22 protein-coding genes are annotated in these 25,124 nt (G+C 74.5%); 11 read left to right on the top strand and 11 right to left on the bottom strand.

From position 1 onward, the window contains the following. Window positions 1–209 precede the first annotated feature (209 nt). From efeU to efeB, 3 genes are read left to right on the top strand one after another with little or no spacing between them, the layout of a single operon-like run. The gene (efeU, locus tag GA0070214_RS06005; protein WP_091260037.1) at window positions 210–1,136 is read left to right on the top strand and encodes an iron uptake transporter permease EfeU; all 927 of its coding nucleotides are present in this window, start codon (window positions 210–212) and stop codon (window positions 1,134–1,136) included. A 28-nt stretch (window positions 1,137–1,164) separates the two neighbouring features. Beyond that, entirely contained in the window at window positions 1,165–2,295 is a 1,131-nt protein-coding gene (gene efeO, locus GA0070214_RS06000) for an iron uptake system protein EfeO (RefSeq protein ID WP_091260033.1), read from the top strand. 23 nt (window positions 2,296–2,318) lie between these two features. Then, the gene (efeB, locus tag GA0070214_RS05995) at window positions 2,319–3,620 is read left to right on the top strand and encodes an iron uptake transporter deferrochelatase/peroxidase subunit (RefSeq protein WP_244167576.1); all 1,302 of its coding nucleotides are present in this window, start codon (window positions 2,319–2,321) and stop codon (window positions 3,618–3,620) included. 4 nt (window positions 3,621–3,624) lie between these two features. Here efeB and GA0070214_RS05990 read toward each other — a convergent pair whose 3' ends face one another. Continuing rightward, entirely contained in the window at window positions 3,625–4,593 is a 969-nt protein-coding gene (locus GA0070214_RS05990; protein ID WP_244167575.1) for an RDD family protein, read from the bottom strand. 41 nt (window positions 4,594–4,634) lie between these two features. Between GA0070214_RS05990 and GA0070214_RS05985 the strand changes: the two genes are divergently transcribed. Next, window positions 4,635–5,588: a stage II sporulation protein M gene (locus GA0070214_RS05985; RefSeq protein WP_091260027.1), complete on the top strand. Its 954-nt coding sequence runs from the start codon at window positions 4,635–4,637 to the stop codon at window positions 5,586–5,588. Here GA0070214_RS05985 and GA0070214_RS05980 read toward each other — a convergent pair. The 5 genes from GA0070214_RS05980 to GA0070214_RS05960 are packed head-to-tail and all read right to left on the bottom strand — an operon-like array spanning window position 5,566 to window position 10,601. Further along, the gene (locus tag GA0070214_RS05980) at window positions 5,566–6,876 is read right to left on the bottom strand and encodes a DUF58 domain-containing protein (RefSeq protein WP_091260025.1); all 1,311 of its coding nucleotides are present in this window, start codon (window positions 6,874–6,876) and stop codon (window positions 5,566–5,568) included. The two genes, GA0070214_RS05985 and GA0070214_RS05980, sit on opposite strands and share 23 nt — an antisense overlap. Then, window positions 6,873–7,847, bottom strand: coding sequence for an AAA family ATPase (locus tag GA0070214_RS05975; protein WP_377462969.1), 975 nt, complete (start codon window positions 7,845–7,847; stop codon window positions 6,873–6,875). The genes GA0070214_RS05980 and GA0070214_RS05975 overlap by 4 nt, the downstream gene beginning before the upstream one ends. 11 nt (window positions 7,848–7,858) lie before the next feature. Next, on the bottom strand, window positions 7,859–9,151 hold the full coding sequence (locus GA0070214_RS05970; protein WP_091260021.1) for a DUF4350 domain-containing protein: 1,293 nt from the start codon (window positions 9,149–9,151) through the stop codon (window positions 7,859–7,861). Then, a complete protein-coding gene (locus tag GA0070214_RS05965; protein WP_091260020.1) occupies window positions 9,148–9,771 on the bottom strand; it encodes a DUF4129 domain-containing protein in 624 nt (207 codons plus the stop codon). The genes GA0070214_RS05970 and GA0070214_RS05965 overlap by 4 nt, the downstream gene beginning before the upstream one ends. Next, window positions 9,768–10,601: a hypothetical protein gene (locus GA0070214_RS05960; protein ID WP_091260018.1), complete on the bottom strand. Its 834-nt coding sequence runs from the start codon at window positions 10,599–10,601 to the stop codon at window positions 9,768–9,770. Before GA0070214_RS05960 ends, GA0070214_RS05965 begins: the two co-directional genes overlap by 4 nt. A gap of 211 nt (window positions 10,602–10,812) precedes the next feature. On the opposite strand from GA0070214_RS05960, the gene mtrA reads away from it, so the two are divergent. From mtrA to hpf, 5 genes are all read left to right on the top strand, one after another. Then, window positions 10,813–11,502, top strand: a complete 690-nt coding sequence (gene mtrA, locus GA0070214_RS05955; RefSeq protein WP_046564340.1) for an MtrAB system response regulator MtrA — start codon at window positions 10,813–10,815, stop codon at window positions 11,500–11,502. A gap of 13 nt (window positions 11,503–11,515) precedes the next feature. Beyond that, window positions 11,516–13,270 (top strand): MtrAB system histidine kinase MtrB, encoded by a 1,755-nt coding sequence (mtrB, locus tag GA0070214_RS05950; protein ID WP_091260016.1) that lies wholly within the window; start codon window positions 11,516–11,518, stop codon window positions 13,268–13,270. Between the two features lie 14 nt (window positions 13,271–13,284). Then, entirely contained in the window at window positions 13,285–15,075 is a 1,791-nt protein-coding gene (locus GA0070214_RS05945) for an LpqB family beta-propeller domain-containing protein (RefSeq protein ID WP_091261385.1), read from the top strand. 9 nt (window positions 15,076–15,084) lie between these two features. Beyond that, a complete protein-coding gene (locus GA0070214_RS05940) occupies window positions 15,085–15,780 on the top strand; it encodes a ComF family protein (protein ID WP_091261383.1) in 696 nt (231 codons plus the stop codon). Between the two features lie 251 nt (window positions 15,781–16,031). After that, window positions 16,032–16,682, top strand: coding sequence for a ribosome hibernation-promoting factor, HPF/YfiA family (gene hpf, locus GA0070214_RS05935; RefSeq protein WP_091260014.1), 651 nt, complete (start codon window positions 16,032–16,034; stop codon window positions 16,680–16,682). A 55-nt stretch (window positions 16,683–16,737) separates the two neighbouring features. Here the strand turns inward: hpf and GA0070214_RS05930 are convergent, their stop codons facing one another. Both GA0070214_RS05930 and GA0070214_RS05925 read right to left on the bottom strand, forming a co-directional pair. Beyond that, entirely contained in the window at window positions 16,738–17,844 is a 1,107-nt protein-coding gene (locus GA0070214_RS05930) for a GNAT family N-acetyltransferase (protein ID WP_091260012.1), read from the bottom strand. Further along, a complete protein-coding gene (locus GA0070214_RS05925; protein WP_244167574.1) occupies window positions 17,841–19,007 on the bottom strand; it encodes a GNAT family N-acetyltransferase in 1,167 nt (388 codons plus the stop codon). The genes GA0070214_RS05930 and GA0070214_RS05925 overlap by 4 nt, the downstream gene beginning before the upstream one ends. A gap of 160 nt (window positions 19,008–19,167) precedes the next feature. Between GA0070214_RS05925 and secA the strand changes: the two genes are divergently transcribed. Further along, complete coding sequence (secA, locus tag GA0070214_RS05920; protein ID WP_091260006.1) at window positions 19,168–22,080, top strand: preprotein translocase subunit SecA; 2,913 nt, start codon at window positions 19,168–19,170, stop codon at window positions 22,078–22,080. A 68-nt stretch (window positions 22,081–22,148) separates the two neighbouring features. On the opposite strand, the gene GA0070214_RS05915 is transcribed toward secA, so the two are convergent. Together GA0070214_RS05915 and GA0070214_RS05910 are read right to left on the bottom strand one after the other, a co-directional pair. Then, window positions 22,149–22,820 (bottom strand): Rv3235 family protein, encoded by a 672-nt coding sequence (locus tag GA0070214_RS05915; RefSeq protein ID WP_091260003.1) that lies wholly within the window; start codon window positions 22,818–22,820, stop codon window positions 22,149–22,151. Between the two features lie 91 nt (window positions 22,821–22,911). Continuing rightward, on the bottom strand, window positions 22,912–23,139 hold the full coding sequence (locus GA0070214_RS05910; RefSeq protein ID WP_091260002.1) for a helix-turn-helix transcriptional regulator: 228 nt from the start codon (window positions 23,137–23,139) through the stop codon (window positions 22,912–22,914). A 207-nt stretch (window positions 23,140–23,346) separates the two neighbouring features. Between GA0070214_RS05910 and GA0070214_RS05905 the strand changes: the two genes are divergently transcribed. Further along, window positions 23,347–23,856, top strand: coding sequence for a DUF6912 family protein (locus GA0070214_RS05905; protein WP_091260000.1), 510 nt, complete (start codon window positions 23,347–23,349; stop codon window positions 23,854–23,856). A gap of 13 nt (window positions 23,857–23,869) precedes the next feature. On the opposite strand, the gene GA0070214_RS05900 is transcribed toward GA0070214_RS05905, so the two are convergent. Beyond that, on the bottom strand, window positions 23,870–24,880 hold the full coding sequence (locus GA0070214_RS05900; protein ID WP_091259997.1) for a hypothetical protein: 1,011 nt from the start codon (window positions 24,878–24,880) through the stop codon (window positions 23,870–23,872). Window positions 24,881–25,124 lie beyond the last annotated feature (244 nt).

Genomic DNA, 25,124 nt, shown 5'->3' with positions numbered 1-25,124 from the left:
CCGTGTCCGGAGGGGACCGGAGGCGGCCGCCGCGCGGCCGTCCCGGTCCCCTTCGCGTACGCGGGGCGAAGCGGCGGTGAGCTGCGCGTGTCGGGCTGCGGACGGTTCGGGTGATGTGGCCATGAACAACTTGACGGCCGACCCGATCAGGAGGAAGGTATGGCTGCCCTAAGTTAACTGAGGCGTGCCTTACCGACTACGGAGTACCGATGTTCGCCACGTACCTGATCGGCCTGCGCGAGGGCCTGGAAGCGACCCTGGTGGTCAGCATCCTGGTCGCCTTCCTCGTGAAGTCGCAGCGGCGTGACCGGCTGCCGCAGGTCTGGGCCGGGGTCGGCCTGGCCGTGGTGCTCTCCGTCGTCTTCGGCTGGCTGATCGAGTACACCTCGACGTCGCTGCTGGCCCGCTCCGAGGACCGCGAGCTGTTCGAGGCCGTCACCTCGGTGGCCGCCGTGGTCTTCGTGACCTGGATGATCTTCTGGATGCGCACGGCCGCCCGGACGATCGCCGGCGAACTGCGGGGCAAGCTCACCGAGGCGCTCGCCGTCGGCTCCCTCGCGGTCGCGGGCATGGCCTTCCTGGCGGTCATCCGGGAGGGCCTGGAGACCGCGCTCATCTTCTACTCCGCCGCGCAGAGCGCGGCCGGCGGCACCGGCGCCGGCGCGCTGCTCTCGCTGGCCGGCGGCGTCGCCACCGCCGTGGTGATCGGCTTCCTGCTCTACCGCAGCGCCCTGAAGATCAACCTCAGCAAGTTCTTCACCTGGACCGGCGCGCTGCTGATCCTGGTCGCCGCCGGCATCCTCAAGTACGGCGTGCACGACTTCCAGGAGGCCGGCGTGCTGCCCGGCCTGAACAACCAGGCCTTCGACATCTCCTCGACGCTCGACCCGAACGCCTGGTACGGCGCGCTGCTCGCCGGCATGTTCAACATCACCGCCGCACCCACGGTGCTGGAGACGATCGCCTGGGTGGCCTACGCGGTCCCGGTGCTCGTGCTCTTCCTGCGCAAGCCGGCCGCCCCGGCCCGGCCCGCCGCACCCGCCGCCCCGCCGGCCCCGGCCACCGAGGCCGCGAGCACGCCGGCCGGGCCCGCCGCCACCGAGGCTTCCACCGACACCGCGCCCCAGCGCGCCTGACCCGCCCGTTCTCGAGGAGACATCACCGATGCGTACCACTCGACTCGTCGTGCCCGCTGCCGCCGGGGTGCTCGCCCTCGCGGGACTGGCCGGTTGCGGGGGCGGTGACGACTCCGACGCCAAGGCCGGGGGCCCGATCGCCGTCAAGGCCACCGACAGCGCCTGCGAGGTCGACAGCACCGAGATCGAGGCCGGCCAGGTCACCTTCAAGGTGACCAACAACGGGTCCAAGGTCAACGAGTTCTACGTCTACGCCGCCGGCGACCGGGTGATGGGTGAGGTCGAGAACATCGCTCCCGGGCTGAGCCGCGAGCTGCGCGTCGAACTGCCCGCCGGCACGTACGAGACCGCCTGCAAGCCCGGCATGAGCGGCCGCGGCATCCGGGGCGCGCTGAAGGTCAGCGGCACCGTCGCGACCGTCGCCCCCGACGCCGCGCTCAGCCAGGCCACCGCCAGCTACCAGCGCTACGTGCAGAGCCAGACCGGCGCGCTGCTCACCAGGACCGAGGAGTTCGTGGCCGCGGTCAAGGCCAACGACGTGGCCAAGGCCAAGGACCTGTACCCGGTGGCCCGCACCTACTGGGAGCGGATCGAGCCGGTCGCCGAGAGCTTCGGCGACCTCGACCCGAAGATCGACGGCCGCGAGGAGGTCGTCGAGGAGGGCATGCAGTTCACCGGCTTCCACCGGATCGAGAAGGACCTGTGGACCACCGGTGACGTCAGCAAGGACGGCGCCATCGCCGACCAGCTCCTCGTCGACGTGAAGGCGATCGTGGCCAAGGCCAACGCCGAGAAGCTCACCCCGCTCCAGCTCGCCAACGGCGCCAAGGCGCTCCTCGACGAGGTCGCCAGCGGCAAGATCACCGGCGAGGAGGAGCGGTACTCGCACACCGACCTCTGGGACTTCAACGCCAACCTGGAGGGCTCGAAGGCGGCCATCGCCGCGCTGCGCCCCGCCCTGGAGCAGCGCTCGCCCGACCTGGTCAAGCAGCTCGACACCGAGTTCGCCGCCGTCGAGACCGCCCTCGGCAAGCACCGCGCCGGCGACGGCTGGAAGCTGCACACCCAGCTCAGCAAGGCCGAGCTCAAGGAACTGTCCGACAGCATCAACGCCCTGGCCGAGCCGATCAGCAAGGTTGCCGCGGTCGTCGCCCGATGACGACCGGGTCCGGAGGTGACGTGATGAGCGAGCCGAGCACCGACGAGACGACCCGCGGCGCCGGGGTGTCCCGGCGCCGGGCCATCACCCTGGCCGGAGCCGGCGTGGCCGGCGTCGCCGGGGTGGCGGTCGGCGCGGGTGCCCTGTTCGGCGGCGGCGACCAGGCGTCCGCCACCGAGACGGCGGCCGGCGCGGTCCCGTTCCACGGCGAGCACCAGGCCGGCATCATCACCCCGGCCCAGGACCGGCTGCACTTCGTCGCCTTCGACGTCATCACCAAGGACCGGGCCCGGCTCGTCGCGCTGCTCCAGGAGTGGACCGCCGCCGCGGCCCGGATGACCGCCGGCAAGGACGCCGGGCTGATCGGCGCGGTCGACGGCGTGCCGGAGGCCCCGCCGGACGACACCGGCGAGGCGCTCGGGCTGCCCCCGTCGCAGCTCACCATCACCGTCGGCTTCGGGCCGACGCTGTTCCGCGACGCCCAGGGCAAGGACCGGTTCGGCATCGCCGCCAAGCGGCCCGCCGCCCTGGCCGACCTGCCGCACTTCGCCGGCGACGCGCTCAAGCCCGAGCTCTCCGGCGGCGACATCTGCGTCCAGGCCTGCGCCAACGACCCGCAGGTCGCGGTGCACGCCATCCGCAACCTGGCCCGGATCGGCATGGGCGTGGTCAGCGTCCGCTGGTCGCAGCTCGGCTTCGGGCGTACCTCGTCGACGTCGCGGGGGCAGGCCACCCCACGCAACCTGTTCGGCTTCAAGGACGGCACCGCGAACCTCAAGGCCGAGGAGACCGACCTGCTCCGCGAGCAGCTGTGGGCGCAGCCCGGTGACGGCGCCGACTGGATGACCGGCGGGTCCTACCTGGTCACCCGCAAGATCCGGATGCTCGTCGAGACCTGGGACCGCAGCCCGCTGGCCGAGCAGGAGATGATCGTCGGGCGGACCAAGGGCAGCGGCGCGCCGCTCGGCAAGCGCGCCGAGTTCGACGAGCCGGACTTCGCCGCCAAGGGCGACGACGGCGAGCCGGTGATCGCCGAGACCGCGCACGTCCGGCTCGCCCACCCCGACCAGAACGACGGCGCCCGCCTGCTGCGCCGGGGCTACAACTTCGTGGACGGGTCGGACGGGCTGGGCCGGCTCGACGCCGGGCTCTTCTTCATCGCCTACCAGCGGGACCCGCGCAAGCAGTTCGTGCCGATCCAGACGCGGCTGGCCCGCAACGACGCCATGAACGAATACCTGCGGCACGTCTCCAGCGGCCTGTTCGCCTGCCCGCCCGGTGTCCGCGACGCCGCCGACTGGTGGGGCCGGGCGCTCTTCTCCTGACCGGTCAGCGCCTCGCCTCGACCGAGGTGGACTGTCCGCGTACCGGATCGGTCCGGGCGGGGACGGCGGGCGCCGGCGCGGCGGGCCGCAACAGGGTCGGGGCCGGCGCGGCCACGGGCGCGGGCGCCAGCTCGGGCCACAGCGTGGCGGTGACCGCCCGCGCGCGGCCCAGCCGGTACGCGGCCCGGCGACCCCGCTCGGCCAGCACGGCGGCCAGGTACGCCGGTTCGGGCGCGACCCACGGCGGGGGCGGCGCGGTGACCGCGGCGACCTCGGCCCACAGTTCCCGTCCCAGCCGGATCCGGTCGGGCTGCGCGAGCTGGTGCAACCGGCCCAGGTACTGCCGGACGGCCAACGCCAGCCCGTCGTCCAGGCGGGTCAGGTCGAGGGTGCCGGCCCAGCCGAGCAGCGGCGGCACGGGCGGCGGGCCCGGCCGCCATCCCCCGACGCTGCGGGTGTGCACCACGAGCGTCCCGGCCACCAGGTCGCCGAGCCGCCGCCCGCGCGGATCGGACAGCATCACCGTCACGCTCGCCGCCCAGCTCAGCAACGGCAGCACGAGCCCCGGCCACTCGACCGCCACGCCCACCAGCGCGCGGGTCAGCGACTGGCCGACGCCGACCGGGCCGCCGTCGGCGCGCACCACCCGGAGCCCCACGGCCAGCTTGCCCAGCGTCCGGCCGCCGGCGAAGCGCTCCATGAGCACCGGGTAGCCGACAAGCACCAGCACCAGCAGCACGAGCTGCATCCCGCCGGCCAGCGCGGCATCCATGACGTCCCCCGGCAGGCTCATCACCAGCACCGACAGCGCCGTGCCGAGCAGCAGCGCCACCACGAGCTGGGCCACGAGGTCGATCAGCAGGGCGAGCACCCGGGAGCCGAGCCGGGCCACCCGGACGTCCAGCTCCACGGCCTCGCCGCTGACCAGACCGGCGTCGGCCCACGGTGCCGGAGGGGGTGGTTGCGCGCGCACCCGCTCAGTGAACACTATGGGCGCCGGACGGGGGAGGGCTAGTGGATCTCGACGCGTACGTGGCCGAGCACGGCGCCGAGTGGCGGCGGCTGGAGCAGTTGACCGGCCGGCGCCGGCTGGACGCCGCCGAGGTGGACGAGCTGGTGGCGCTCTACCAGCGGGCCGCCACCCACCTCTCCGCCCTGCGCAGCCGGGCCCCGGAACCGGTGCTGGTCGGCCGCCTGTCCCACCTGGTGCTCGCGGCGCGGGCCCGGATCACCGGACGCCCCCGGCCCTCGTGGGCGGCCGTGGGCCGGTTCCTCGTCGCCGACCTGCCGGCCGCCCTCTACCGGGCCTGGCCCTGGTGGTGCGCGGTGGCCACCGGGTTCAGCGCGCTCACCGCGTTCCTCATCTGGTTCGTCGCCGGGCACCCGGACACCGCTGCCGCGTTCATCGGCGCCGAGGCGGCCCGGCAGCTCGTCGACTCCGGCTTCGCCGGCTACTACACCGAGTTCACCGCGCCGACCTTCGCGTTCCACCTGTGGACGCACAACGCCTGGCTGGCCGCCCAGTGCCTGGCCGCCGGTGTGCTGGTGGTGCCGGTGCTCTGGCTGCTCTGGCAGAACGCGCTGAACATCGGCGTGGTCGGCGGGGTGATGGTCTCCTACGGCCGGGCCGACGTGTTCTTCGGCATGATCACCCCGCACGGGCTGCTCGAACTGACCGGCATCTACGTGGCGGCCGGGGTCGGGCTGCGGACCGCCTGGGCCTGGATCGCGCCGCCGGCGCACCTGAGCCGGGGCCGGGCCGTCGCGGAGGCGGGCCGCTCGGCCATCGTGGTCGCCGCCGGCCTGGTCGGGCTCTTCGCGGTCTCCGCGCTGCTGGAGGCGTTCGTGACCCCGGCGCCGCTGCCGGTCGCCGTCCGGGTGGCGATCGGCGCCACGGTCTGGCTGGCCTTCCTCGCGTACGCGCTGCTGCTCGGCGGGCGGGCCGTCAGAGCTGGCCGAGGGACTTGAGCCGCAGGTAGGTGTCGGCGACCGCCGGGGCGAGCCGGTCGGCGGGAGCGTCCACCACGGTCACCCCGTGCCGGGACAGGGCGGCCCGGACGCGGTCCCGCTCGGCGAGGGCCCGCCAGGCCGCCGCCGCGGCGTACGCGTCGTCGAGGCTCGCGGGCGGGGCCGTGGTGAGCCCGGCCAGCACCGGGTCGTGTACGGCCGCGAGCACCACCCGGTGCCGGGCGGCCAGCCGGGGCAGCACCGGCAGCAGGCCCTCGCCGAGCGCGCCGGCCTCCAGGGCGGTGAACAGCACCACGAGGCTCCGCTGCCGTTCGCGGCGCAGCACCTCGCCGGCGATCAGCTCGAAGTCGGTCTCCACGAGCGCCGGCTGCAGCGGTGCGACCGCGTCCACCAGCCGGGCGAGCAGCGCGGGCCGGCCGCTGCCGGTCACCCGGGCCCGGATCGCGGTGTCGGCGGCGAGCAGGTCGACCCGGTCGCCGGCCCGGGCGGCCAGCGCGGTGAGCAGCAGCGCCGCGTCGATCGCGGTGTCCAGGCGGGGCTCGTCGCCGAGCCGGACCGCCGAGGTGCGGCCGGTGTCGAGCACGCAGACCAGGCGCCGGTCCCGCTCCGGCCGCCAGGTGCGGACCAGCACGTCCGAGCGGCGGGCGCTGGCGCGCCAGTCGATCGAGCGCACGTCGTCGCCGACCACGTACTCGCGGAGGGTGTCGAACTCGGTGCCGTGGCCGCGCCCCCGGGTCACCTGGACGCCGTCGATGATCCGCAGCCGGGCCAGCTTCTCGGGCAGGTGCCGCCGCGAGTCGAAGCGGGGCAGCACGCGCAGCGTCCACGGTGGCGTGGCCGGGTGGCCGGCGCGCTGCCGGAACGCCAGCCGCAGCGGCCCGAGCGACCGCACGGTCAGCGCCACGGCGGGCCGGTCGCCCCGCCGGGCCGGGGTGAGCCGGACCGGCAGGGCGGTCGTGCCGCCCGGCGCGACGGTGTGCACCCGCCCGGCGGGGAGGTCGGGCCGCGCCCCGGCCGAGGGCACCCAGGCGTCGCGCACCTGGGCGCGCAGGGTGCGGGCGGAGGTGTTGGCCAGGTGCAGGGTGACCGTGGCGGTGCCGCCGAGCCGGACCGCCCGGTCGCCGGCGCGGGTGGCGGTGAGCCCGTGCAGCGGCGCCGCGAGCAGCCAGTCGAGGGCGACCAGCAGCAGCACCGCCGCGGTCAGCACGGCGACGCCGGCGAACGGCGCCGGCCAGGCCGGCAGGGTCACCGCGCTCGCCGCGAGCAGCAGGCCCGCCCGCCAGGTCATCGGGGCGTGGGCACGGTGGCCAGCACCGCGTCCAGCACGGCGTCCACGGTCACGCCCTCCAGTTCCACCTCCGGGCGCAGCCGGAGGCGGTGCCGCAGGGTGGGCCGGGCGACGGCCTTCACGTCGTCCGGGGTGACGTGGTCCCGGCCGGCCAGCCAGGACCACGCCTTCGCGGTGGCGAGCAGGGCGGTGGCGCCCCGGGGCGAGGCGCCCAGCTCCAGTGCCGGCGCGACCCGGGTGGCCCGGCACAGGTCCACGATGTAGCCGAGCACCGGCTCGGCCACGTGCACCGCGTGCACGGCCGCCCGGGCGGCGGCCAGGTCGGCCGCGGTGGCCACCGGGCGTACGCCGGCCGCGCGCAGGTCGCGGGGGTCGAAGCCGGCGTGGTGCGCGCGGAGCACGCCCAGTTCCTCGTCCCGGCCGGGCAGCGGCACGGTCAGCTTGAGCAGGAACCGGTCGAGCTGGGCCTCGGGCAGCGGGTAGGTGCCCTCGTACTCGACGGGGTTCTGGGTGGCCGCCACGATGAACGGGTCGGGCAGCGGGCGGCGCTCACCCTCGACGGAGACCTGCCGCTCCTCCATGACCTCCAGCAGCGCCGACTGGGTCTTCGGCGGGGTGCGGTTGATCTCGTCGGCGAGGAGCAGGTTGGTGAAGACCGGCCCCTCCCGGAAGGTGAAGGCGGCGGTGCGCGGGTCGAAGATCAGTGACCCGGTGACGTCGCCCGGCATCAGGTCGGGGGTGAACTGCACCCGCTTGGACTCCAGGTCCAGCGCGGTGGCCAGGGTCCGCACCAGCAGCGTCTTGGCCACCCCGGGCACGCCCTCCAGCAGCACGTGCCCCCGGCAGAGCAACGCGATGACCAGGCCGGTGACCACGGCGTCCTGGCCGACGACGGCCTTGGCCACCTCGGCTCGCAGCCGGTGCAGGGCGGCGCGCGCGTCGGGCTGCGCGGTGGGCGACGCGGCGGCGATGACGGGTCCGGTCACCGGGGGTCTCCTTCGGTCGGGTGGGGGGCCAGGGTACGGGCCAGGGCGTCCAGGTCGCGGGCCAGCTCCAGCAGCTCGCGGTCGTTCTCCGGGGCGGCGCCGTGCAGCAGCTCGGCCACCCGCTCGGGGTCCGCGTCCGCGTGTGCCGCGACCCGGGCGGCCACCTCGTCGGGCGGCGTGTCCGCGGGCAGGTTGAGCCGGGGCAGCAGGCGGTCCAGCGCGGCGGCGCGCAGCGTCGCGGCGGTGGCGTCCCGGGCGCCGGCCCGGCGGTGGAGGCGGGCCCGGCCGAGCACCGTCTCCGCGGCGCGGACCGTCACCGGCAACGGCTCCGACACGGGCGGGCCGAGACGGCGGCCCCGCCACAGCACCAGCAGCAGCCCGGCCACGGCGAGCTGCGCCAGCACCGCCCAGAACCAGGGCGGGAACGCGTCCCAGAGCGGGTTGTGCCAGGTCGGCGGCGGGTCCGCCCGGTCGTTCCCGCGGCCTCCGTTGCGCCGGGGCAAGGGTGTCCCGTCGTCGTCCGGAGTCGGCGACCAGCTCGGGCCGGTCGGTGCCGGCGCGGCGCCGGGCAGGTCGAGCCAGACCAGCGGGCGGTCGCCGCCGAGCAGGCCGGTGGCGAGGGCGCGGTTGCCCCACTCGTCGATCCGGTCGTTGCGGAACGGGTCGCTGGCGCCGACCACCACCACCTCGGTGCCCCAGGAGATCCGGCGCAGCGCGCCCGCGTAGCACCGGTCGGTGCCGGACGGCCCGGCGTACCGCTGGTGGTCCACGGCGGCGGTGCCGGCGCGGAGCGCCTCGGGCAGCCGGCAGGGCGTGCCGTCGGCCTCGGGTGGCACGGCCCGGGTGGCCCATCGGCGGTCGGTGGGCTCCAGCGGCACGCCCAGGCCGGTCAGCACCCGGCGGGACGGCTCGACCAGCACCAGCCGGCTGCCGGGCGGGAGCGCGGTCAGTGCGGCAAGGGTGGCCGGGTGCACCAGGTCCGGGGCGGGCACGAAGAGGGTGGTGGGACCCGCTCCGGCGGACCGCAGGGCGGCCGGCGTGTCGGTCGCCCGGCGGATCGGCACGCCCTGCGCGCGCAGCGCCTCGGCCAGCCGGCTGCCCCCGTCGTCGCCGGTGGCGGCCGGGGCCAGGAAACCCCGGTCCGTCGGGTCGGGCTGGTCCACGGCGTGCAGGACCAGGGTGGTCACGATGAGCAGCACGGCCAGCCCGACGGGGACCACCACGCGGTGCCACCGGCGGCGGGGCGCGGGCGCGGCCGCCGGGCGGGCGGGGTCGAGGGTGGCGGTCACCGGGCGCTCCCCTCGGCGGCCAGCTCGCGGTGCAGGTCGGCGGCGAGGTCGCGCATCCGGTGGTCGTGCGCGGCGGTGGCCGGGCGCTGGGCGTACCAGAGGTCGGAGAAGATCGCCCCGGCGGTGTGCAGGGTGGGGTGAACGTCGGGCCGGACCCGGGCCACGGCCGCGGTCAGCTCGGTGACGGTCAGCCCGGGGCGGGGCTCGACGAGCTGGCGCGCCACGAGGAGGCGGACCATCTCGCGCAGCCGTTCCCGGACCGCCTCGGCGTACCGGCCCTCGGCGGCGAGTCGGTCGGCGAGGTCGGCCGGGGCGGCGGTCGCCGGCTCGGGCGACCGGGGCGCGGGCACCGGCACCGCCGGCACGTCCGGCCGGGCCCGGCGCCGCCGCCGGGGCAGCCGCAGCTTCGGCAGCCGGAACCGGGGGAGCCGGAGTCGAGGGAGCCGGGGTCGGGGCAGCCGGGGCCGGGCGAGCCGGGGCAGCCGCCGGGGCACCCAGGCCGGGAAGAAATACCAGGCCAGCGCGAGCAGCAGGGCCCCCGCCAGCAGGAGCAACGCCGCCAACGGCAGCGGTACGGCGTCTCCCAGCGCGGCGACCGTCTCGGTCCACCACCGGCTCACCGCTGCACCGCCAGCAGGACGGGCTCCGGGGCCGGGGTGCGGGACAGCCGGATGTCCAGCCCCTCGGTGCGCATCCGGGTCTCCAGGTGCAGCACCGCGTCCAGGCAGGCCAACGCGGGATACGCGACCGCGTTCACCGCCACCCAGGCGACGGTGGCGACCGGCAGCGCCCAGGCGGAGACGTCGAAGAGGCCCAGCAGCCCGAGGCCGTGGTAGACACCCAGCCCGATGCCCAGCCGGATGAGCCACCACCCCAGGTAGCCGAGCAGCCGGATGGCGGCGGCGCGCCCGCCGACCCGGACCGCGAGCCGCAGCGCCCGCCCCGGCGCCCGGTGCTCCGGCACCCGGTCCACCACGAGCACCGGCACCACCGCGCCGAGCAGCCCGTACGCGACGAACCAGGCCGGCCCGGCCAGCCCGGCGAGCAGGACGGTGCACCCGACGGCGGCCGCGGCCAGCAGGGTGGCGCCCCAGCGGGCGCCGCGCAGCAGCTCGCGCGGCCCGGTGCGGCGGCCCAGCAGCGCGGCCCCGGCGCCCCGGGCGGCCGGATTGCCGAGCAGCGCGATGATCATGGCCTCGGTCCCGGCGCCGACGGCGAGCAGCAGCCAGTACCACCCGAACCGGTCCGGATCCGGCCACCACTCGGGCGGCCGGGCGCCGGCCAGCACCCGCACCGGATGCAGCAGGGCCTGCTCCCCGAGGGCCAGCAGGACGGCCGGCGGGACGAGCACCCGGGCCTGGTCACGCAGCAGCAGGACAGCCGAGTCGAGCAGCTCGCCGACGGTCAGCGGGCGGCGCGGGAGCACCGCGGTCGGGCCGGCGTCGGGCACGGGCACTCCTGGCGGGCGGGTGGAGGTGGCGGGCGGCGACACACCCGAGGGATCATGGTTGCACGGCGCGTCCGCGTCCGGTGGACCCGTCCGCCGCGACGCGCCACGCGGGCGGCCACGCCGTCAGCTGTGGTGCCGGACCGCCCTCGGCGCTACGGTGCCGTGAAGACGCCGAACCCTCCAAGCGAACGGGGATGGAACGATAAACCCCATGAGAGCCCGGGTACTGGTGGTCGACGACGACCCCGCACTCGCCGAGATGCTCGGCATCGTCCTGCGCAGCGAGGGCTTCGTGCCCTCCTTCGTCGCGGACGGGGAACGGGCACTGGCCGCATTCCGTGACAGCCGGCCCGACATCGTCCTGCTCGACCTGATGCTCCCCGGCATGAGCGGCATCGACGTGGCGCGGGCCATCCGGGGTGAGTCCGGCGTGCCGATCGTGATGCTGACCGCCAAGAGCGACACGGTCGACGTGGTGCTCGGGCTGGAGTCCGGGGCCGACGACTACGTGGTCAAGCCGTTCAAGCCCAAGGAGCTGGTGGCCCGGATGCGGGCCCGGCTGCGCCGTGGCGAGGACGTGGCGCCGGAACTGCTCACCATCGGCCCGCCCGGCAACCAGATCACCATCGACGTGCCGGCGCACACGGTCAGCCGGGACGGCGAGGAGGTGAAGCTGACCCCGCTGGAGTTCGACCTGCTGGTCGCACTCGCCCGCAAGCCGCGCCAGGTCTTCACCCGCGAGGTGCTGCTGGAGCAGGTCTGGGGCTACCGGCACGCCGCCGACACCCGCCTGGTCAACGTGCACGTGCAGCGGCTGCGCGCCAAGATCGAGCCGGATCCGGAGCGACCCGAAATCATCCTCACCGTGCGAGGCGTGGGCTACAAGGCAGGCACCGGATAGCCTGGTCAGCACTGTGGTGACCTCCCCTTCCCCCGACTCGCCGACCCCCGCGTCCCGCCGGCTCTCCGCCGCGCGGGCGCTGTGGCGTGTCCTGGCCGGCCGCGCGGCCCGGTTCGCCGCCGGCGCGCACCAGACCTGGCGGAGATCACTCCAGCTTCGTGTGGTGACCATCACGCTGGTGGCGTCCAGCCTGCTGGTGGGCGGTTTCGCCTACCTGATCGCCGACAAGCTCACCAACATCCTGCTGGAGAACGCCGAGACCGACGTCCTGCTGCGGCTGCAGAACGGCAGCGACTACGCCTCGAAGCAGTTCAACCTCTACAGCCAGCCGCAGGAGGCCCAGCTCCAGGACACCATCGACGGCACGGTCAACTACCTGGCCGGCGGTGACCCGGCGCAGACCAGCGGCGTGGTGGTGGCCATCACGGCCGACAGCTTCGCGGGCTTCATCGAGCCGCGCACCTCGCCGGACGTGCAGGTGCGGCCGCTGATCAGCCCGGAGCTGCGGGCGTCGGTGGCGGCCGGGAACGTCGCCCACCAGGTCCGCACCGGCACCCTCGACGGCGAGCGCACCAAGTACCTGGTCTACGGCTCGCCGGTGCCGACCCGGTTCGGGCAGCTGGAGCTCTACTACCTCGTGCCGCTGACCCGGCAGGACGCCACCGCGGCCGACGCCCGGGCCACCGTGGTCGCCACCGGCGTGGCCCTGGTGCTGCTGCTCGGCCTGCTGGCCGCCCTGGTCACCCGCCTGGTGGTGACCCCGGTGCGGGTGGCGGCCCGGACCGCCCAGCGGCTCTCCGCGGGCCTGCTGGACCAGCGGATGGTGGTCAACGGCGAGGACGACCTGGCCCTGCTCGCCGCCTCGTTCAACCAGATGGCGACCAACCTGCAACGGCAGATCCTCCGGCTGGAGGAGATGTCCCGGCTGCAACGCCGGTTCACCTCCGACGTCTCCCACGAGCTGCGGACACCGCTCACCACGGTCCGGATGGCCGCCGACCTGATCTTCGCCGAGCGGGACGAGTTCGACCCGGCGGTGGCGCGCAGCGCCGAACTGCTCCAGGCCGAGCTGGACCGGTTCGAGGAACTGCTCACCGACCTGCTGGAGATCAGCCGCTTCGACGCCGGCTTCGCCATGCTCGACAGCGAGCCGACCGACCTGGTGCCGGTGGTGCACCGGGTGACCGAGCGCCTGGCCGGGCTGGCCGAGCGGGTCGGGGTGGCCATCGAGCTGGATCTTCCGGAGAGCCCGGTGATCGCCGAGGTCGACCCGCGCCGGGTGGAGCGGGTGCTGCGCAACCTGGTCGGCAACGCGGTCGAGCACGGCGAGGCCAAGCCAGTGCGGATCACCCTGGGCGTGGACCAGAGCGCGGTGGCGATCACGGTGCGGGACCACGGCGTCGGGCTCAAGCCGGGCGAGGAGAAGCTGGTCTTCAACCGGTTCTGGCGGGCCGACCCGTCCCGGGCCCGGCAGACCGGCGGCACCGGGCTGGGCCTGTCGATCAGCCTCGAGGACGCCCGGCTGCACGGCGGCTGGCTGGAGGCGTGGGGGGCGCCCGGTCAGGGCGCCCAGTTCCGGCTGACCCTGCCGGCCCGCGCCGGCGACCGGCTGACCACCTCGCCGCTGCGGCTGGTGCCGGCCGACGCCACGCTGCCGTTCGGCGGCCCGCGCAGCGGCGGCCCGCTCGCCATCGGGCCGGGCAGCGACGTGGGCGCCCTGGCCATCGGGCCGGCGGAGCCGGGCGACCGTGCGGAGGTGGCACCGTGAGGAATGAGCTCACCCTGAGGCGGCGGCTGCTGACGGCGCTGGTGGCCGGTGCGCTGCTGCCCGCCGCGCTGGTCGGCTGCGGCATCCCGGACCGCACCGAGGTCCAGGTCGACGGCCGGGGTCCGGCGGGCGAGCCGGGCACGCTGAACGGCAGCGGCAGCCAACCGCCGACCCGCAGCGCGACCGAGGATCCGAAGCAGTTCATCACCGAGTACCTGGACGCGGCGGCCGGTGAGCGGGAGCAGGCGTACGACCGGGTCAAGAAGTTCATCGCCAAGGAGGCCCAGGGCCGCCTGCCGAAGAAGAAGCAGAGCAGCGAGGTCGAGCTGACCGTGGTCAGGCTGCTGGAGTCCCCGGAGGCCCGGCTGCTGACCAACGAGGGCAACTGGGAGGTCACGGTACGGGTGCAACAGGTCGGCGTGCTCCGTGCCGACGGCACCCTGGACAAGCCGACGGCCCCGGAGACCGAGTACGAGTTCAAACTGCGTCGCGCCGATCCGGGCAGCCAGGGGCTCGTGATCACCAATCTGCCGAACGTGCTGCTGCTCAGCGTCACCGCGCTGCGCCAGTACTACGGCACGCACACCATCTACTTCTGGAACTCCGACCAGAGCCAGCTGGTGCCCGACTGGCGCTACCTGCCCAACGCGGTGCCCGTCGAGCGGCGGGTCACCGAGGTGGTGAGGTGGCTGGCCGGCGGCCCGTCCGAATGGCTCGCCCCCGGGGTGACCAGAGTGCCGGACGGCACCGCGCCGATCAACAACGCCACCGGCTCCGACCAGCGCTGGGAGGTCAACCTGACCATGCCGGTCGCCGACGACGACCGGCTCGCCAAGTTCGCCACCCAGCTCGCGTGGTCGCTGCCGGACCTGGAGGGTCAGCTCGACCTGAAGATCCAGAACCAGAAGCGGCGGACCATCGACCTGGAGCAGGAGCGGGCAGTCCACCCGCTCTACCCGAATCTGCGGGTCCCGGAGCGGTACTGCGTCTACGACGGGGCGATCCACCCGCTCGCCATCGGCAGCGAGCCGGTCGGCACGGTGCCGGTTGACGCCGACGCCAACCGGAACGTGGTGTCGGCGGCGCTCAGCAGGGCCGGGGACGAGGTGTTGGCGGCGTTGGTGGTCACCCGGTCGGACCAGAAGCAGCGGCTGATGGTCGGCACCGGCCCGGGTCCGGTGACGGAGTTCCACAGCAGCGCCCACGTCTACCGCTCGATCGGACGCCCGATCTGGCTGCGCTCCTCCGACAGACAGCACCCTTCCGGCCTGGTGGTGGCGGACGGCACGCTGTACCGCTTCGACGGCGCGGCCGGGATGAGCCCGTTGGCCGGCATGTCCCGTGCCGTCACCGCGGTGGCCGCCTCGCTCGACGGCCACCGGATCGCGCTGATCATGGGCGGCGCGCTCTACGTCGCACCGGTCAGCGTCGACGGTGGCGAGACCAACGTGGGCACGCCGCGACCGCTGACCACCCGGCTCACCAAGCTCACGGCCGTCGACTGGTACGCGGACAACCAGCTCGTCTTCGCCGGCAACGACGGCCGCCAGCCGGCGATCTACCAGACCTCGGTGGACGGGGCCGTCGAGACCCCGCTCATCCGGGACACCAGCGCTCCGGTGTCCCACCTGGCCGCCTACCCGGGAGGCCCGTCCGGGCCGCTGCCCTCCTTCTCGTACATGTACCAGGCCACCGTGGCCTACCGGAACAACCCGGTCGGGACGAAGATCGAGCGAAGCCAGGTACGGGACGTGGCCGACGGTGCCAAGCAGTCGGATCCGAGCGTCCCCTTCTTCTTCTACTGAGAGGTGCCGGTGCCGGACCTCGGCCGCGTGTGGTCGGATCTGACCGACCTGGTGCTGCCGGCCGGGTGCGCCGGCTGCGGGGAGCGCGTGCCGGGCCTGCGGCAGGGCTTCTGCCCGGACTGCGTGCGTGACCTGGAGGCACTGACCCCCGCGCCGACCCGGCCCGACCCGGCCCCGGCCGGCCTGCCGCCGTGCGTCGCCCTCGGCCCGTACGCGGGGGCGCTGCGCAACGGGCTGCTGGCGTACAAGGAGCGGGGCCGGCACGGGCTGGCCCGGCCGCTGGGCGCGCTGCTCGCCGAGGTGGTCGCCGCCGCCGTGGGCCCGCGAGGCCCGGTGACCCTGGTGGCGGTGCCGGACACCGCGCGGGCGGCCCGGGCCCGCTACGGCGACCACCTGGACCGGCTGGCCCGCCACGCGGCGGGCCGGCTGGGCGCGGCCGGGTGGCCGGTCCGGGTGCTCCGGCCGCTGCGCGCGTCGCCCCGCCCGGATTCGGTGGCGCTGGACAGTGCCGGCCGGGCCGCGGCGGCCGAGACGGCGTTCCGGCTGCGCCGGTCCGGCGGGGTGGCCGGTGCGGTGGTGCTGCTGGACGACATCGTCACCACGGGGGCCACGCTGGCGGCGGTGAGTCGGGTCCTGCGCGGGGCGGGAATGACGCCAAAGGCCGCGGCCGTGCTCGCCGCAACGCAAAAGCGGCACCATCAGTAACGCTTCGTGTTTCCGTTTCACCCCATGGTGTATGAGCTGTTAAATTTCGCGGCCTCTCCCGGCAACTAGGGGTGACTGGTGGCCGAACAGGAGTTAGCGTTTTCGTGTCGGGGGTAGGAGGGTTGCCAACCTTCCCCCGGCACTGGAAGGAGGCGTAGCCGTACACCATCGGTCGACGCCGAACGGGGTTCTCCCAGGGCGCGTCGACCGGAAGATCCGGACCGAACGACCGTCCGAACAAGGGAGGTCACGTGGACATCGTGGTCAAGGGCCGTAACGTCGAAGTGCCGGACCATTACCGGGTGCACGTAGCCGAGAAACTCGCAAAGATCGAACGCTACGACCACAAGCTCATTCGCGTGGACGTCGAGTTGTTCCACGAGCGCAATCCGCGCCAGGCCGATCATTGCCAGCGGGTGGAAATCACCTGCGTGACGCGCGGTCCGGTGATCCGGGCCGAGGCCTGCACGAACGATTTCTACAGCGCGCTGGACGCCGCCATCGCCAAGCTGGACACCCGCTTCCGCCGGGCGGCCGACCGCCGCCGCGTGCACCGGGGCCGGCACGCGCCGCTCTCCGTCGCCGCCGCCACCGCCGACCTGCCGGTGGCCGACCTCGACGGGCCCGGCCTCGCGGCGCTGAACGGGCACGGGACGGCCACCGCCGTCGCGGAACGGCCCGACGAGAGTGGCTACGAGGAACCCGACGACCAGCCGTGGCACATCGCGCGGGCGAAGGTGCACCCCGCCGAGCCGATGACGGTCGACGACGCGTTGTTCCAGATGGAACTGGTCGGCCACGACTTCTACCTGTTCCAGGACAAGGAGTCCGGCCGCCCGAGCGTGGTCTACCGCCGGCACGCCTACGACTACGGGATCATCTCGCTCGACACCGGACCCTGACCACCGGTACGGACCGGCCGGAAGCCGTGGTGGGCGACCACCGCGGCTTCCGCCGTCAGCCGGCGCGGTCGCCCGGCAGCAGCCCGAAGACGACCGAGTCGATCCGGGTGCCGTCCGGGCCGGGAAGCCGGCCGCGCAGCAGCCCTTCCCGGCCGAAGCCGGCCTTCTCCAGCACCCGCTGCGAGGCGATGTTCTCCGGCCGCGTGCCGGCCCAGAGCCGGGCCAGCCCGACGTCGAAGGCCCAGCCGGCCACCAGGCCCACCGCCCGGGTGGCCAGCCCCCGACCGCGCGCCTCGGGCAGCAGGCTGTAGCCGAGCATGGCCTGGCCGGTGCTCGGTTCGTCGTACACCAGCGCGCAGCCGCCCACCACGGCGCCGGTGGCCGCGTCCAGGACGGCGAGGTCGGCCGAGCGGCCGGCCAGCCAGTGGCTCTCCGCGCGGCGGCACCGCCGCTCGACCGAGTCCCGCGTCGGCGGGGCCGGCGGAACCCGGTTCACCACCACCTCCGGCAGCGTGTGCAGCCGGTACAGCGCCCCGGCGTCCGCCGGCAGGAGCCGGCGCAGCGTCACCACGCCGTCGGTGAGCCGGCCCTCGGGCAGGTCCGGCAGCAGCCGCGCGGTCGGCCCGGGCGGGTCATCGGCGAGGCGTACCCAGACGGCCAGGTCGTGCCGACCGTCGCGACCCTGGCCGGCCGACCGGCGTACCCCCTCGTGCCGGAACCCGGCCGCCAGCGCCACCCGCTGGCTGGCCGCGTTCTCCTCATGGGTGAGCAGTTCGAGCCGGACGGTGCCGGCGGCGAAGGCGGCCTCGGCCAGCGCGCGGGTGGCGGCCGTGGCGACGCCCCGGCCGCGCGCCCACGGCGCGACCCAGTAGCCGATCTCCGCCTGCCCGCGCTCCGCCAGCGGGTGGCTGAGGCCCGCCGCGCCGATCAACCGGTCGGTGGCCGGGTCGGCGATCACGTACGCCGCGCCGCCGGTGGCCCAGGCCGCCGGCGCGCCCTCGGTGATCCACCACCGGGCGCTCTCCTCGGTGTACGGGTCGGGCAGGCCGGGCAGGAACCGCCGGGTGAGCGGGTCGGCGCAGCCGGCGGCCGTGTCCGCCAGGTCGGTGAGCCGGTTCCGCCGCAGCCGTACCCCGTGCGCCTCGATGGTCTCCGGTGTCACGCCAGGTCCTGCGGGAGCAGGCCGCCGATCCAGACGTCCTGCCGTTCGCCCCGGTGCTGGACACCGCCGCGGAGGGTGCCCTCGACGGTGAAACCGGCCTTCTCGGCGGCCCGGCGGGACGCGGTGTTGCCCACGTTGGCCCGCCACTCGATCCGGGCCAGCCCGAGCGTGGTGAAGCCCCAGGCGCAGAGCGCGGTCAGCGCGGCCGGCAGGTAGCCCCGGCCCCGGGCGTGCGGCGCGGTCATGAAGCCCACGTCGGCGACGAGCGGGCCGCCGGGGGAGATGCGCAGGTCGACCGAGGCGACGTAGCGGTCGTCGGCGTCGGCGACCGCGTAGGAGGCGCCGGTGCCCCGGGCCCAGGCCGCCTCGGCGATGTCCCGCAGGAAGCTCTCGGCGTGCTCCCGCTGGTAGGGGTGCGGCACCGTGGTCCAGCGGATGGTGTCCTCGTCGCGGCAGGTGGTCACGAGCGCGTCGATGTCGCGTTCCTCGAGCGGGCGCAGCCGCAGCTCGGTGGCGCCGGCGGTCGCGAACAGGACCGGCTGGGGCCGGCCGAACACCGCCGCGCGGCGGGCCTGGAGGGTGTCCGGGCCGTACGGGGCGGGCTCGCCGGGCGCGGCCAGGTCGGCCGGGAGGAGCGAGCCGATCCAGCCCTCCGGGCGGCCGTCGACCGCCGGGTGGGCCATCCGCAGCTCGCCCTCGACCCGGAAGCCGGCCCGCAGCGCGACCAGCCGGGAGGCGTGGTTGCCGACCTCCGCCTGCCAGATCAGCCGGCGCAGCTTGAGGGCGTCGAACGCCCAGCGGGCGACCGCCCGGGTGGCCCGTACCGCCACGCCCCGGCCGCGGGCCCAGGGCGCGGTCCAGTAGCCCACCTCGGCGGAGTCCAGGCCGCGGTCGATGGAGACCAGCCCGCAGGAGGCGAGCAGCTCACCGGTCTCGGCGTCGCAGACCGCGAACGGTGCCCCGGTGCCGTCCGCCCAGGCCGCCCCGCTGATCGCCGTCACGAATCCGAGGGCGTGTTCGGGCAGGTACGGGCGAGGTACGGTGGTCCAGCGCTGGATGTCCGGATCCTGGCAGGCGCGGTACACCGCGTCGGCGTCCTCCGCTCGCCAGGGTCGCAGCAGCAGACCGTCCTCGATGATCTCCACAGGCTCCACCCGAGCCATCGTGCCGGATCGTTCGCGTACGGCGTAACCCGATTACCGCCGCTCAGCGCCCCCGCTCGGCGTTATGTCGGGTTCGCGGCCCCGGACCGCCGCCACCAGTGACCATCGCCGCGTCGGAGCGCCTACGATGGTTCGAGACTGTCTAGGGGAGCGTTGATCCGTGTCGATTCTGGAAAAGGTCCTTAGCGCGGGCGCGGGCCGTATGGTGCGTCGGCTCAAGGCCATCGCCGCCGCCGTCAACTCGATCGAGGACGACTACGTCAACCTCAGCGACGACGAGCTGCGGGACATGACGGACCAGTTCAGGGAGCGGCTCGCCGACGGTGAGACCCTCGACGACCTGCTGCCCGAGGCGTTCGCGGTGTGCCGGGAGGCCGCCTCGCGGGTGCTCGGTCAGCGGCCCTACGACGTCCAGGTGATGGGCGGTGCGGCGCTGCACTTCGGCAACATCGCCGAGATGAAGACCGGTGAGGGCAAGACCCTGACCTCGGTCATGCCGGTCTACCTGAACGCGCTCGCCGGCAAGGGCGTGCACGTGGTCACCGTGAACGACTACCTGGCCGAGCGCGACGCCGCCTGGATGGGCCGGGTGCACGAGTTCCTGGGCCTCACCGTGGGCGTGGTGCTGCCCAACCGGCCGGCCAGCGAGCACCGTGCCGCCTACGAGTGCGACATCACCTACGGCACCAACAACGAGTTCGGCTTCGACTACCTGCGCGACAACATGGCCTGGTCGCGGGACGAGTTGGTCCAGCGCGGCCACTTCTTCGCGGTGGTCGACGAGGTCGACTCGATCCTCATCGACGAGGCCCGGACCCCGCTGATCATCTCCGGCCCGGCCGAGCACTCCGCCCGCTGGTACCAGGAGTTCGCCGCCGTGGTGGCCCGCCTCCAGCCCGGCACCGACGGCGAGGGCGACTACGAGGTCGACCACGCCAAGCGCACGATCGCCATCACCGAGCGCGGTGTCGCCAAGATCGAGGACCGGCTCGGCATCGACAACCTCTACGAGTCGGTCAACACCCCGCTAGTCGGCTACATGAACAACGCGATCAAGGCCAAGGAGCTCTACAAGCGCGACAAGGACTACATCGTCAGCGACGGCGAGGTCCTCATCGTCGACGAGTTCACCGGCCGCATCCTGCACGGCCGCCGCTACAACGAGGGCATGCACCAGGCGATCGAGGCCAAGGAGGGGGTGGAGATCAAGCAGGAGAACCAGACCCTGGCCACCATCACCCTCCAGAACTACTTCCGCCTCTACGAGAAGCTCTCCGGCATGACCGGCACCGCCCAGACCGAGGCGAGCGAGTTCAACAAGGTCTACAAGGTCGGCGTCGTGACCATCCCGACGCACCGGCCGATGGTCCGGCTCGACCGGGCGGACGTCATCTACAAGACCGAGAAGGCCAAGTTCAACGCCGTCGTCGAGGACATCGCCGAGCGGCACGAGCAGGGCCAGCCGGTGCTGGTCGGCACCGTCTCGGTGGAGAACTCCGAGATCCTCTCCCAGTTGCTGCGCCGCCGGGGCATCCCGCACTCCGTGCTGAACGCGAAGTTCCACGCCAAGGAGGCGGAGATCGTCGCCCAGGCCGGGCGCAAGGGCGCAGTCACCGTCGCCACCAACATGGCCGGCCGCGGCACCGACATCCTGCTCGGCGGCAACGCCGAGTTCCTCGCCGCCAACGAACTCCGCCAGCGCGGCCTCGACCCGGTCGAGCAGCCGGAGGAGTACGCCAAGGCGATGGAGGAGATCCTGCCGAAGTGGAAGCAGGCCTGCGACGTCGAGGCGGAGGAGGTCGCCGCCGCCGGTGGCCTCTACGTGCTGGGCACCGAGCGGCACGAGTCGCGCCGGATCGACAACCAGCTGCGCGGTCGCGCCGGCCGGCAGGGTGACCCGGGCGAGTCCCGCTTCTACCTGTCGCTCCAGGACGACCTGATGAAGCGCTTCCGGGCCGGTGCCGTCGAGGCGGTCATGGACCGCTTCAACATCCCGGAGGACGTGCCCATCGAGTCGAAGATGGTCACCCGCCAGATCAAGAGCGCGCAGGCCCAGATCGAGGGCCAGAACGCCGAGATCCGCAAGAACGTCCTCAAGTACGACGAGGTGCTCAACAAGCAGCGCCAGGTCGTCTACGCCGAGCGCCTCCGGGTGCTCAACGGCGAGGACCTCTCCGAGCAGGTCCGCAACATGCTCGACGACGTGGTCGGCGCGTACGTGGTGGGGGCCACCAGCGACGGCTACGCCGAGGACTGGGACCTCGAGCAGCTCTGGTCCAGCCTCAAGCAGCTCTACCCGGTGGGCATCACCGTCGAGGAGCTGGAGGAGGAGGTGGGCTCCCGGGCCGGCCTCGACCAGGACTTCCTGCTCGCCCGCCTCAAGGAGGACGCGCACGCCGCGTACGACCGGCGTGAGGAGCAGCTCGGCGAGGAGGCCGTGCGCCAGCTCGAGCGGATGGTCCTGCTCCAGGTGATCGACCGCAAGTGGCGCGAGCACCTCTACGAGATGGACTACCTCCAGGAGGGCATCAGCCTGCGGGCGTACGCCCAGCGCGACCCGGTCATCGAGTACCAGCGCGAGGGCTTCGACATGTTCGCCACCATGATGGACGGCATCAAGGAGGAGACGGTCGGCTTCCTCTACAACCTGGAGGTGCAGGTCGAGGAGCCCGCACCGGAGGCCGAGGAGGAGGTCCAGCTGCTGGAGAAGCCGGTGGAGATCCGGGCCAAGGGTCTCAACCGCACGCCGCAGCAGCAGGGCCTGCAATACTCCGCACCGTCCGTCGACGGTGAGGCCGGTCGCGGCGCGCCGGTGATCGAGCGCGCCGAGGAGCAGGCGCCGGCGCTCGGCATCGGCCGTCCCGAGACGTCGGAGCGCCCCGCCGCCTCCACCCCCCGCCGGTCGACGGCCGGGATGAGCGGCCAGGCGGTCGCGGCGAGCACTGCCCGGCGGGCCGCCCCCGGTCAGGTCGACGGGGCGGGCGAGGGCCCGTCCCGCAACGCGCCCTGCCCGTGCGGTTCCGGCCGCAAGTACAAGCGCTGCCACGGCGCCCCCAACGGCGGCGGCAACTGACGCACACCGCGCCCCAGCACGACGGGCCCCGGCCACCGGCCGGGGCCCGTCCGCGTCCCGGCCCTTTGTCAGAGGACGTCGAGGACGGTGCAGAGCCAGGTGCCGCGGCGGTGTTCCAGGCGCAGTGCGATGGCCCAGCTCGCGCCGCCGGCGCCGGCCAGCACGGCGGCGGCCTCGACCGCGCCCGCGCGGGGCTCGCTGACCCGCAACCGGCGGAGCTGGAGGACCGGCCGGGCGGTGCGGCGGCGGGCCGGGCCGACCCGGCGGGCGGCGCGGGTCAGCTCGGCGCTCACCCGGGCGGCGGCCTCGGGGAGGCAGAGCGGCCGGAGCTGCCCCGGTGGGCGGTAGCCGTTGACGATCTCCAGGAAGGTGCGGACGAAGCGGTGCGCCGCCCGGGCCGCCTCGGGGGTCGCGGTGACCAGCGCCGCAGGCGGCGGGCCGGCCGAGTGCCCCGGCCCGGCCGGCAGCGGCCGGACGTCGGCGCCCCTGCCGGCCGGGCTGTCCCGGACCCGGCCGGCGGGCAGCCCGGTGGACCGGTCGGGGGCCCGGCCGGCGGGCCGGTCGGAGTCCCGGCGGCGGGGGTCGAAGAGATCGAGCGCGAGTTGGTCGGCATTGCCCCAGGCGTCGGCCCGGGCGTCGCCCCAGACCGGATCCTGGTCGGTGCACGGTGGGTCGAGCGGCGGGGCGGGCCGGAGCCGGACGGGGGGACGCGGTGCCAGCGGGCGGCGGGTGTCGACCATCCTCAACCCCTGTTCGTTGCGTTTGCCTTCGTTTGCCTCCGACTGTTCCTCATTCTCGGGCAGGGCAACGCCGATCGTCAATGCCGTGTGCTCACTCGACGTCGCGCTCGGTGAGCGGGTTGCCGCGTACCCACTCGGCGGTCTCCGCGTACTTGCGCTCGATGTACTCCTCCAGCCGGGCGCGCTCCACGCGCCACTGACCCCGGCCGCCGATCTTGATGGCGGGCAGCTCCCCGCTGCGCACCATGTGGTAGACCTGCGAGTCCGACACGTTCAGCTCGGCGGCCACGTCGGACAGCAGCAGGAACCTCGGCTCCACGGCGACTCCCGGGGTTGGCTACGTTTGCTTCAGTTTGCCATCAGAAGGTCGGTCGCCCCAGGCCCGGCACGGCGATTCCGGCGGGGACACACCGGCGTGGAACTTCTCCGCGGCGGGTGCCGGGTGTATGACGGTCACGGCGTACGGCATGATCGGCGCCCGGAGCCGGCGCCCGCCGGCCGGCGGCCTGAGGGCAGGGAGCGAGCGGTGACCGACGAGCTGGTCCGGGTGTACGTGCCGGCGACCGTCCCGATGCTGGCCCGGCTGCGCGAGGAGGGCCTGACCGGCGAGGAGGCGCACGCCGTCACCCCGGAGCTGCGGGAGTGGTACGCCGAGGGCGACGAGGAGGAGCTGGAGTACGTCGCCTTCACCCGGGCCGCCCAGGAGGCGCTGCTCCTGCTGCGGGCCGATCCGGGTGCGCCCCGGCGGCGGGTCGTCGTCTCGGTGGACCTGCCGGCCCGTGCGGTCGGCCGGGTCGGCGGAGAGCTGGGGTCGAGCGTGGTCCGGCTCGCCGGGCCGGTGCCCGTGAAGTCCGTGGCCGCCATCCACGTGGACGGCGGGGACGCGGTCGACGACGTGGCCGCGGCCGCCGAGGTGGTGGCCGAGGCGCAGGCCGGTGACCCGGACGCCCAGTTCACCGTCGACGGGGCCGAGGACCACGAGCTGGAGTGGTACGACGTGACCGAGCTGGACCTGCTGCTGCGCGAGGTGTCCTGACCGCCGAATGGCCTCAGGAGTCGGACTCGTCCTCGTCCTCCACGGCCCGCGGCCCGAGGGTGCGGCCGAACAGGACGAGCGCGGTGAGCGCCCCCACGAAGAGCACCCAGATGCCGTTGTCCACCCGTGAGGTGCCGAGCGCCGTCTGTGCCACCTCGTCCGCCTCGCTGAGCGCGGCGGCCAGGTCCAGCAGCCCGCGCCCGCCGATCCGGATGACCACCTCGGTGAGCAGCAGGAGCAGGCCCGCACCGGCCCCGGCCACCAGGTAGGCCGGCCAGCGCAGCTCGGCGGCGGCCCCCTCGCGCCGCTCGGCGCGGCGGCGGGCCCAGGCCAGGTAGAGGTACGCCACGAGGCCGGCGATCAGCCCGGCGAGCAGGGACTCGGTCCGGGACACCCACTTCGCGGCGTCGAGCATCGACTGCTGGGTGTCGCCGGCCCCGAACAGGTCGGAGAGCGGGTCCCGGGCGCGGCTGAACAGCACCACGAAGACCTGCGCGGCCAGCGTGGCGGCGGCCACCGCGCCGACCACCCGGCCGGTGCGCCCACCGGCAGCCGCCCCGCCGATGATCGCGGCGGCGGCCGTGGTGCCGGCGATGGTGTTGGTGGTCGCGTTGTCGGCGTAGGTCAGGTTGACCGCCAGGGCGGCGGCGAGCCCGACCAGCAGGCCGGCGCCCACGGCGACGAGGAAGCGCAGGGTGGCCCGGTCCAGCCGGTTGGTCGCCGCCAGGGCGACCGCGGCGCCGGCGACCAGCGCGGCGGTGATCACGCCGGGCAGGGCGTACGCGGAGAGGCTGAGCGCGGTGACCCCGGCGGCGGCCGAGGTGATCGCCTCCCGGGTGGACCAGAGCATGGCGGCCAGCCAGCCGAGCGACAGCACGGCCAACACGAGCGCGCCGGGCGCGGCGGCGGGGCGGCCGCCGGCGGGCGTGGCCTCGACGGTCTCGTCCGAGGGGGATCCGGCCGCCGGCTCGGTGGCGGGCTGGTCCGGCTCCGCGGCCGTGGAGCTGCCGGGCTGCTTGCTCATCGTCTCCCTCTCGACGGACGCCGGATCGGCCGCGAACGGCCGGGCAGGTCACCGGCCATCCAGCGTACGCGGCCCTGCTGGGCCCCCTCCGGACCCGGCTGGCGGGGCTCGCGGAGCTGGGCACTCGGGCACGGATCGCAGGTTGGCGCGGCCTTCTGTCGAAGAATCGTCGGAGCGGGCGGCTTGTCGCCTACGGTCCGGTGTGCGGCGGTGCGTCCGGGTGTGCCGGTGGAGGCCGCCCGAA

Source organism: Micromonospora chaiyaphumensis (genome assembly GCF_900091435.1).
Classification (GTDB): Bacteria; Actinomycetota; Actinomycetes; order Mycobacteriales; family Micromonosporaceae; genus Micromonospora; species Micromonospora chaiyaphumensis.
The sequence above is the reverse complement of the archived record's forward strand: the minus strand, read 5'-3'. Positions and strand labels throughout refer to the sequence as shown.